Origin of the sequence: Clostridium punense, from assembly GCF_017874425.1 — a bacterium.
Lineage (GTDB): Bacteria > Bacillota > Clostridia > Clostridiales > Clostridiaceae > Clostridium_J > Clostridium_J punense.
The window spans coordinates 21,118-31,073 of record NZ_JAGGLL010000040.1; the positions used below are offsets into that span (position 1 = coordinate 21,118).

The 9,956-nt window shown below is 30.1% G+C and carries 10 protein-coding genes; 4 read left to right on the forward strand and 6 right to left on the reverse strand.

Annotated elements, in window-relative coordinates:
• Positions 1 to 72 precede the first annotated feature (72 nt).
• A complete protein-coding gene (locus J2Z44_RS18205) occupies positions 73 to 288 on the forward strand; it encodes a hypothetical protein (RefSeq protein ID WP_021284750.1) in 216 nt (71 codons plus the stop codon).
• Between the two features lie 403 nt (positions 289 to 691).
• Here J2Z44_RS18205 and J2Z44_RS18210 read toward each other — a convergent pair whose 3' ends face one another.
• The 4 genes from J2Z44_RS18210 to J2Z44_RS18225 form a co-directional block, all read right to left on the reverse strand.
• Positions 692 to 1,081, reverse strand: a complete 390-nt coding sequence (locus J2Z44_RS18210) for a DUF3887 domain-containing protein (RefSeq protein ID WP_021284751.1) — start codon at positions 1,079 to 1,081, stop codon at positions 692 to 694.
• A complete protein-coding gene (locus tag J2Z44_RS18215) occupies positions 1,065 to 1,853 on the reverse strand; it encodes a YhfC family intramembrane metalloprotease (protein ID WP_021284752.1) in 789 nt (262 codons plus the stop codon). Before J2Z44_RS18215 ends, J2Z44_RS18210 begins: the two co-directional genes overlap by 17 nt.
• A 121-nt stretch (positions 1,854 to 1,974) precedes the next feature.
• The gene (locus J2Z44_RS18220; RefSeq protein ID WP_209649907.1) at positions 1,975 to 3,279 is read right to left on the reverse strand and encodes a sensor histidine kinase; all 1,305 of its coding nucleotides are present in this window, start codon (positions 3,277 to 3,279) and stop codon (positions 1,975 to 1,977) included.
• 15 nt (positions 3,280 to 3,294) lie between these two features.
• Positions 3,295 to 4,008, reverse strand: a complete 714-nt coding sequence (locus J2Z44_RS18225) for a LytR/AlgR family response regulator transcription factor (protein ID WP_021284755.1) — start codon at positions 4,006 to 4,008, stop codon at positions 3,295 to 3,297.
• A 369-nt stretch (positions 4,009 to 4,377) separates the two neighbouring features.
• On the opposite strand from J2Z44_RS18225, the gene J2Z44_RS18230 reads away from it, so the two are divergent.
• Positions 4,378 to 5,343, forward strand: coding sequence for a tRNA dihydrouridine synthase (locus J2Z44_RS18230; protein ID WP_021284756.1), 966 nt, complete (start codon positions 4,378 to 4,380; stop codon positions 5,341 to 5,343).
• A 208-nt stretch (positions 5,344 to 5,551) separates the two neighbouring features.
• Here J2Z44_RS18230 and J2Z44_RS18235 read toward each other — a convergent pair whose 3' ends face one another.
• Both J2Z44_RS18235 and J2Z44_RS18240 read right to left on the reverse strand, forming a co-directional pair.
• The gene (locus tag J2Z44_RS18235) at positions 5,552 to 7,240 is read right to left on the reverse strand and encodes a S8 family peptidase (RefSeq protein ID WP_021284757.1); all 1,689 of its coding nucleotides are present in this window, start codon (positions 7,238 to 7,240) and stop codon (positions 5,552 to 5,554) included.
• An 8-nt stretch (positions 7,241 to 7,248) separates the two neighbouring features.
• Complete coding sequence (locus J2Z44_RS18240; protein ID WP_021284758.1) at positions 7,249 to 7,467, reverse strand: hypothetical protein; 219 nt, start codon at positions 7,465 to 7,467, stop codon at positions 7,249 to 7,251.
• Between the two features lie 473 nt (positions 7,468 to 7,940).
• On the opposite strand from J2Z44_RS18240, the gene J2Z44_RS18245 reads away from it, so the two are divergent.
• Together J2Z44_RS18245 and J2Z44_RS18250 are read left to right on the forward strand one after the other, a co-directional pair.
• Positions 7,941 to 8,432, forward strand: a complete 492-nt coding sequence (locus J2Z44_RS18245) for a M50 family metallopeptidase (RefSeq protein ID WP_021284759.1) — start codon at positions 7,941 to 7,943, stop codon at positions 8,430 to 8,432.
• Positions 8,433 to 8,636: 204 nt separating this feature from the next.
• Positions 8,637 to 9,854 (forward strand): MerR family transcriptional regulator, encoded by a 1,218-nt coding sequence (locus J2Z44_RS18250; RefSeq protein ID WP_021284760.1) that lies wholly within the window; start codon positions 8,637 to 8,639, stop codon positions 9,852 to 9,854.
• Positions 9,855 to 9,956: the final 102 nt, after the last annotated feature.

Here is a 9,956-nt window from a genome sequence, read left to right on the forward strand (position 1 = left end):
CTTTCACAAGACCTCTTGGTTAGTTCCCCTTCTGATAACTGTGAATATACTGTTTATCAGGAGGTGATCACCATGCCATGGCAAATGAAATTAGAGTTTTTAATAAATAAACCTATAGGTGTTTCCTTTGCAAACGGTCAGGGAACTTCGGGCATTCTTTGCTCCGTAGAAAATGGACAAATATACTTACTTGAATATTTATACCATACACAGTTTGCACTAAAACATTATGCCTTTGATGAAATTCAAGATATACATCCCTTCCCAAAATGCTATAACAGATTTTAACTACTTAGTTAATTCACTATTTTAAACTTAGGCATAGTGTTTATAATTCCCTTAAGGCTACTCATAGGGAATAAAGTTCAAAAGTTAACTTATACCCTACCCCTACCTTGTTTCCCTAAAGACTCTTTGAGTATGAAGTTTATGCTGAATAAGATTAAACATTCACCACAAAAGTATATAGCTAATAAAATAAACGCAAATATAATAAAAATTGAGTATTAGCAAAGGTGTTAATACTCAATTTTTATTTAATACTAATAGGAAGAGTTACATAAATTATTTTTAAAAGCTATTTTTAAAATGGTTTACTTGTAAGTAATACCTATGCTGGCACGCTAAAAAAGCCATATGGTATCACTCCATATAGCTTTATTTCTTACTCTATCTAAAGTTCTTCGTTAATTTACTTAAGATAAATTCCAACCAACTTCATATCTGTATCATAGGATAAGGTGTATTGAACATTGCTGTTTTCAAACTTAGCTATTGCTACAACCACAGCGTACCCATCCTTCTCCTGAAAAACAATCTTAGAAATCTTTTCATATTTACCTGTCTTAGGTAAGCTTTCCCACACTGCTTTTAACTTATCAGTTGGTACTGACTCCTTAAGCTTATCTGCCATCATATTTTCAATTTCCTTAAAATTACCACTTTCCATATTCTTTATAACAGTTTCAGTTGAAGCCTTTAAGGTTTCCTCACTATATTTGTCACTTAATTTAGTAGCACCACAGCCTACTAAAATTCCAACACATATAACTATCGCTATTAAACTAAAGATTTTCTTCATTTTTATACATCTCCCCAAAACTTTTTTTAGAAATTATAATATAACCTAATAATCCAATTATGGATATAATAAAAACCCCTTGAAAAACCATTAAATTTAACCTAAGAGCCTGTACAACGCCTATACTTGTATCAATAAATCCATGTATAAGTATAGCTAGTGGCAGGCATAGTTTTTTTCTATTTTTAACTCCATATAAAACAATTAGTGTCAATCCTATATGAATAATTATGGCACCTATTCTTTCAAAACCAGCTGCTAACACTCCCGTGGTTGTTATTGTATCAAAGAAAGCCTTTAACTGTTGTGCCTTGCTGCTAATCATTATGCTATCCAGTGTTCCCTTTGAATAAGCCAGTAACCAAATTAAATATTGTAGATTTACAATCCCTGTTATGAGCATTGCTTCAAGTCCCCCATGTCCCATTCCAAAAGATATACCGTCCTCCCAGGTTCTTTGGTTTTTAAGTCCTAGCTTGATACCAATATATCTACCAACTTCTTCAAATATTCCAGCGGTTAATCCCAGAAATATGCTGTATAATATGGGATTAAATACACTGATACTTAAATACCAATCCAGCTTTGGCAGAACATAAGTTATTAAGGGAATCCTCAGTAAAATTTGTGATATTAAAAATACTAATGACCCAATAAAGAATGGCTTAACATTTTTCCTTTTCTTAATTACATATAGTAAATACCCAAGGGGTATACCAAAGCAAATTAATATATTTGTAATAAAACTTATTATTATAGGTACAGAATCCATGTTCCCACCTGCCTTTAACTAATCAATGAGCCAATTTTCTTTAAAATTTTTAAGAATACCAACCGTAGATTCCTTTATGGACTAAGGAGTATAAGTAAATTATCATTGGAAATTGTGTTAATTAACTTGCTGGAATAACTAAATTAACTGTAAATATTCCTTCATCATATTTTATGGTCATATTCCCTTGATACCTCATAAGCACTAGCTTTACATTTTGCAAACCCAAGCCGCTATGATTCTTCTTAGTAGTTCTTACTAGATTTCCCTTTGTTATTAGCTCTTCATTAGTGGTGTTAGAAACATTAATCACTAGAAAATCATTAAACCTTGCTACCTTTAAACATATTTCTTTTTCACCAACACTTTCCTGTGCTGCTTCAATTGCATTATCTAGTAGATTTGCAAAGATAGTTGTTAAGTCTATATCCTTGATAAAATCTAGCTCTGCTGTTTCCACAAAGCATTTTAAGGTAATGTTACTACTAATTGCCTTTTGATATTTATCATTCAAAATAATGTTAAGAGTTTTATTGCTAGTGAACTGCTTTTGACCTAATTCTTCAAAGAGTCTATACATATTCTCTGAATACTCCCTAGCTTTTTCATGCTCCTGAGCCTTATAAAGATTTTCTATGGTATTAATATGATTTTTAACATCATGGATAAGCTTTCTAGATGAATTATATTTGTTTTCTATAGCACCATAATATTCATACTGCATCTTTGAAAGTTCCTCATGCAATAAAAGCTGATTTTTCAATTCGTTGTTTCTTGAAATATTTTCAAAGATATTTGTGATAAATATGTTTAAAGCAAGGATAGAAACTATATTGACAATAAGTAATATTATATCCTGAGGCGATAAGTACACCTGCACATACATCATTAATGTAGTGATATAAAACATACTGAATATTGGCAATATTAAAAAATTAATGAACTGAACCAAGGTTAGTCTGCTTATTTTCTTCTTACTATAAAATGCAATAAATAGCCTAGACATGCCTAAAACTGCAATGTTTATTATTACTGATATGGCTATCAACGCCGTATCAAGACTATAGAAATTAATATTTAATTTGTAGCAAATCAGATTAAATAAAAAGCCGGCAATTATCTGAGTTACAGCTATAAATATAATAAAAATACTATAGTACAGCAAAAATACTCTTTTTTTATTATAGAGAAAATGCCCAATAAGAGAAGTAAAAGCCGTTGTAACTATTAAGTTAACAACTCCATTATCAAGATTTTTTATAATGAACACTCCAAAAGTATATAAAATATATCCTACAACATAGAGTGACTTTTTTCTATAAACCTCCCTTTCAAATTTGCTCATAAAATTAAATATTACAAAGGTTGAAAAAAAGCCCAACAGCACTAAAATTATCTGACCCAAAATAGTAACTGAATTATCCATTATACTAGCCCCCCACTACATATTTTTCTGAATGTGTTTTGAAAGGAATATATTGAAATCCTCCCTAAACTCTGTAGACTTCTTCTGAGAAAGTGGTACTATACTCCCATCCATTAAGTAAATATCGTAGCCTTTAATGGCTTTTACATATAATAGATTTACTACAAAACTCTTATGGGGTGCTCTAAAATTATATTTAGCCATGGTATCAGCAATAACTGTAATCTTTTCTTTAATACTGTAATTAGCCTGTGTTGCTTTAACTATTACTCGTCTATTTAAGTACTCAAAGTAGTAAATATCTCTAGGCGAAAGTCTTACAACTCCCTCACTTGTTATAAATTCAATATAGTTCTCACCTTCAGCTTCTAGCCTATAAACTAAGGCTTCATCTAGCTGCTTAAAAATCTGTTCTCTATTAATAGGCTTATGAAGATAGCTAAAAGCGTGAACCTCAAAGGCAAGATTCGTATAGTCCGTAAAGCTTGTAAGATAAACTATCTTCACATTTTTATCATAAGTTCTTATGCCTCTTGCAGTTTCAATGCCATCCATACCAGTCATACTAATATCCAAAAAAATAAGGTCAAAGTGACTTTTGTCTTTAAGTAAATCTTCACCACAACAGTATGATGTTATAGCGGTGTTGTCACCTTTATAATCCTCTAAATGCTTTTTAAGTTCATCTCTAACCCTGTTATCATCATCACATATAGCAATTTTAAACATCTATATCTCCACCAGTGTTTTTTATTTTTCCTAGGTAACTTAATTATATAGTCCTGGAAGGCTATTTACAATATTTGCTACTTAACATACAGTTTTTAGTACATGAAATATGGAATTTTTTCAATTTCCCCTTTGCATTCTTTACCCAGTTGTTTTTCATACAACCTATTGTAAAATTTCTTTTTAGAAATTTTTTCAAGAACCAACTAAATAGCAAGGTAGAAAATGCCTCAGTTAAAGCTGTATAAAGTACAAATAAAAAGACGTGCCAATGCACATCTTTCTTTTACCACTTCTATTAAGTAGCTAATAAAAAGGAAAACTGATATAATGTTCTCTAGAATATTTGCAAAGACAAGGAGTTATTACATGAAATTTTATTTAGCACCACTAGAAGGAATTACAGGATTTACTTATAGAAACTCTTATAATAAGACTTTTAATAATATTGATAAGTACTTTACCCCTTTTATTGTTCCAAATACTAGTAAGAGCCTTAAAACTAGAGAATTAAGAGATATATTACCTGAAAATAATAAAAATATAAATGTAGTGCCACAAATACTTACTAATGATTCTGAAGGCTTTATTAATACTTCTAGGAAGTTGCAAGAATTAGGCTATAATGAGATTAACTTAAATTTGGGTTGTCCTTCTGGCACAGTAGTTTCAAAAAATAGAGGGTCAGGATTTCTAGCAAAACTAGAGGAGCTTGATATATTTTTAGATGAAATCTTCAAAATGGATGATATTAAAATTTCTGTGAAAACCAGAATAGGTAAAGATAGCCCAGAAGAATTCTATAATCTTATAAATATATATAATAAATATCCAATACATGAACTAATAATTCATCCAAGAACAAGACAAGATTTTTATGGAAACAAACCTAACTTAGAAGTGTTTAAAGATGGCTTAGCTTTAAGTACCAATCCGGTATGTTATAATGGTGATATTTTCACCGCTGAGGATTACACTAAAATAGAAAAAGCCTTTCCAGAATTAAGTACCGTAATGCTAGGAAGAGGAATCCTTGCTAACCCTGGCCTAGTAGGTTTAATAAAAGATAATATTCAACTAGATAAAAAGCTACTAAAAGATTTTCATGATGAATTGTTAGATAATTATATGGAATTATATAGGGATAAAAACATAGCAATGCTTAGGATGAAAGAACTATGGAGTTACATGCTGTATATATTTTCTGATAATAAAAAGTATGGCAAAAAAATAAAGAAATCCCAAGATTTAAATGATTATAAGTCAGCAGTATTTACTTTGTTTGAAGAGCAAGAAATCATAGAGGGTGCTGGATTATTTCATAATGAATTTTAATGATGGTATAATTTAGAAACGAAGTATTAACTAATAAAAAAATTATGCTTTAAATTTATTAAGCACATCCATAGATTTTATCTAAATAAATCCATGGATGTGCTCTTTTTACCCTAAAATTGTGTATGTTCACCTTACTTTCATCATGTAAATTAACTTATATAAAAATAAAAAGCCCTTAGCCTAAGGACTTTTTATTTTTCCATTCCTATTGCTGAGAAACAAACCTTATCTTATTATATATTTCTTCAGGAATATTAATATATAAGCTAAATTTTTCTTTATTATTGTTGTTTGAATTATTTATTACCTCTTCACTTTGCTCTCTTTGTCTGTTTTTTAGATTATTAAATACCTTTTCAATATTTAATACACCAAATCCTGTTTCTTGATTAGGGTAAACTCCAGACTCATCCTTTACTGTGCCTTGTATAAGATAGTTTTTAATTTTTGATGAATACATATTGAGATCATTTTGCTCTACTATTCCCCATTGAACAAGTAAAGTTGTAACTCCAGCTAAAATTGCTCCTGACACAGCAGAACCACTAACTACGATGGGCTTATTTTGTAGTCCTACTGTTAATATATTTTGAGAGGCAACTGCTACTGAAGGGTTGATTCTGTTATCTGTTGTAAATCCTCTTCCTGAATCCCTCATAACTATATACTCTACTTCATTAAAAGATGCATTTACTATTACGTTGTCTGCTGTAGCTGGAGTCATTAAGGTTGTATATGGTGTTGATTTAACTAATCCTGTTTTACCTACCGAAAATTCCTTTTGCTGAAGCCAAGTATTAATTGTACCTCTTACTATGTTTTCTTTTTTAATATTAATTTTCCAGATTCCACCTACAGCATTTTTTATGACAATATCAATTCTCTGCCCTAAGGTTACTTTATTTTCTAAAAAGTACTGACAGTAAATTGAACTTTTTCCTAGGTTGAAGTATGCCTCTTCCCCATTAACTTGATTAATTGGGATTTTATCAATAGTTTCTCCAATAGGATTGGTTATTCCTACGGTGATTACATCTGGCTCCCCATAATATAAAGAAAAAAAGAAATTCTGTTGGTTCTCATCCACATTTATTTCAATAGTTTTTTCTATCTCCTCCTCTTCAAAGTTCCCTTTAAGACATATAGGACTGACTCCTTGGTCTCCAGTGCTCATAACTCCATAGAATCCTCTTCCTTGTGTGAAGAAATTTAAGTATCTCTCTCCCATAGTACTTCCATCATGAGCTCCAAGATTAGTTCCTGCTGACAGGTATATTACGAAGGGTTTACCTACCATTTGGTGTGTTTGATACAAGTACCTTATAGAAGTTGCAACTAAATGACTATCATAAACCTTTCCCTTATAGTTTTCCACACCCCAATGAGCTAGATTCTCACAGCAAGCTTCTTTAAGTTTTACTATAATAAACTCACAACTAGGTGCAAAACCAACTACTTCATCTTTATCCCCTAAACCTTTTCCTCCTATTATAGTAGCTATTGAAGTGCCATAACCAGTTTCATCCCTATGATTTACAATATCATAGGGGTTGTTCCCCATAGTCTTTGCTTCAATTGCTCTATTTATATCCTCTCTTGTGTATTCAGTTCCAAGAAAGAAGGTTTTTGGCATAGGACCTGTATCTACAGTTTGGTCATATATAGCAATAATTCTAGTATTGCCATTCTCATCCATAAACCTAGGATTTAAGTAATCTATTCCTGTGCCAATTATCCCTACTACCACTCCTTTTCCATCTAAAATAGTACTCCCTTTGCTCACAGCCTTTATATTTGGAGCTTCATTACTTTCCTTTAAACTGAACAGGGTAAAGGGAAAATTTCTTTCTATGTTTATTATTTCAGGTATCTCTTTAAGTAATTTACTTAGCATTCCTTCTTTCACAAAAAAAGTGTAAAATAAGGACTTATAATATGAAATTTTGCATAATCAATAGAACTGAGGTGATCTGTAAAATCACCAACATATTCCGCTAAATAAGTTTCATATTCTCTATTATAATAATAGCTACTTACTTCCTCAGCAGGAATTCCTTTTTGGGGCATACTATCAGATTCTCTATAAAATTCATTTTCAAAATTGCTCTTAGAGCCTAGCATAAACCTAATCCCACCCTTTAAATTCTTGTGGTGTGTTCTAAATCAATATGATAGCTATTAAAGTTAAATACACATCTCACCTTATAAATAATTTATGTTAACTGCTACTATTTTGTTCAAGGTTTATATTTAAAATAATCATTATAACCTTCCTATTAATCCCTATAAATGAAGCATTGAAGTTTAGCCTAAGTATTATAAAGTGAATGTGTTATTCAAAATTTCTATTAAAGCAAGTGCTAAGAAGTTTAATTTACAAATCAAGAAATTTCCACCCAAATAATGGAACTTAACTTTTATTTAAGGTATAATAGTTCATAATAGTAATATAAAATTCATTTTTTGAAGTTTAACTGATAAAATGGAATTTTGTAATATTTTCTCTTTATTGCTTAGGAGATAATATAGGAGTTGTGTATTAAAATAATTATTAAAATCTAATTTTAAATTTTTTATTAAAGGGGCTATGTAGTGTGGAGTATGTAAATAACATTTTGGGGTTCTTTGTAATGCTTCCAATTATTTTATTAATTCATGAATTTGGACATGTTTTTTTCGTGAAGTTATTTGGAGGAAAAGTCACTAATATAACCTTAGGGTTTGGTAAGAAAATTATTTCAATTGGTATTTTAGATATTCGCTTGCTTTACTTTGTCAGTGGACACTTTTACTATGAAAACTTAGAAAAAGATAGTAAAGGGTCAAGAATACTTATACTACTTGGTGGATTAATATTTAATGCAATTTCCATGGCTATCGTGTTTATACCAGCACTAATATTATATCCAGAATACGATATCTATAATATTCCTATGTTAGCTACAGCTTTTCAAACCTTCTTGGAGTTTTCCTTTATGTTTGTTATTTTTAACCTTTTACCAATAAGACTTAATAACATGAATACAGATGGTTTACAATTATATCAATTAATTAGGTATGGAAAATCATCTCTTTATGGTGAATAAAATTATATTTATAGTTCTATTGAATTTCTTACTTGATTAAGTACGACTCTTACATCATTTAACAGTTTAATGTACAGAAATGATATCTAGATTTTGCTACTATAATTCAATTATCAGTGAGGAACACTAGCGCTATTGTCACTGTTTTTTAATTAAAACTGAAATATAGATTAAGAGTAAAACAAGAATTTTTGAGGTGTAAATATGAAAATCGGAAAGTTTGCTGAAACTAATAATTTAACCATAGATACTGTGCGTCATTATATGGATATGAATTTGATAATCCCTGAAAAGCAAGGTGGTCAATATGATTTTGATAGTAAATGTGAACAAGACTTAGAAGATATATTATCCCTAAAGGCTATGGGGTTCTCATTAGGGGAAATTAAAGCTATTTTTATGTTTAATAGATTGGGAAATCTAACTCAATATGAGGAAAATGAATGTTTTAGGGCTCTATTTAAAAACAAAGCTAAAAACTTAGAAAACCAAATAGAAGAACTTTCTAAAATGAAAAGAAAGGTTGAAGAAAAATTAATTGAGCTTTCGCAAACTGAAAATAAAAATAACACTCTTATAGGGATAAACTTTAATGTACTTAGTCTTTTTAAATGCTTGAGGTGTGGGAGCGATATGCAACTTAGCCAAGGAAGTATAGCTAACAACCAAATTATAAATGGAAAGCTAAGATGTTCTTGTGGTGAAGAGTATGCCATTGAGAATGGCATATTGATGATTACTAATAGCAAAAAAGCTTCTAGCATTAAGTATGACTTTAATCATATTGTTAACTATATAAGTGATACTAACATGGATTATCTTGATCATCTTTACCGTGGAATGGATTGGCTACATAAAAAAATTGATTTTTCAAATTTAAAAAACAAGTTGCTCCTAGAATTAGGCTCTGGCCTTGGCTTTTTTCTAAGAAGTATTTATGAACATCTTCCTGAGGACTCCATATATATTGCAGTGGACCATGATATAAATAGGCACATATTTTTAAAGAATATATTAGAAACTGTAGATTATAAAAAAAATATTCTTTTTATTTGCTCAGACTTTCAACAGATTCCAATAAAGGATAAATCTATTGATGTAGTTTTGGACATTTCTGGAACAAGCAATTATAGTTTCCATAATGAGGACTTTCTTCTTAAAGTAGTAGATAATTATATAAAGGAGACTACATATCTAGTTGGAACCTATATTCTATTTAAAAACTTTGCCCAAAACAGTTTAATTGAACCTAAATACAGAAAGAATTTCATTGCTAGTAATATTAAAAATCAATTATCTAGCCTTAACTACAAGACTTTTGAAGAAAACACTTCAAATTTTGTTGAAAAAGGTGGAAGGTATGAGAATTATTTTAGAGATGGTGAAAAGGTATATTCATATTTTATCCTAGGAAAAAGGTAGGGTTAACCCGAGGGCACTGAAAAACATCTTGTTTTTCAGTGTTCTGCCTTTTAGATAATAAAAAAGACATGAGTATAATCCATTTTATGGTACATACTCATG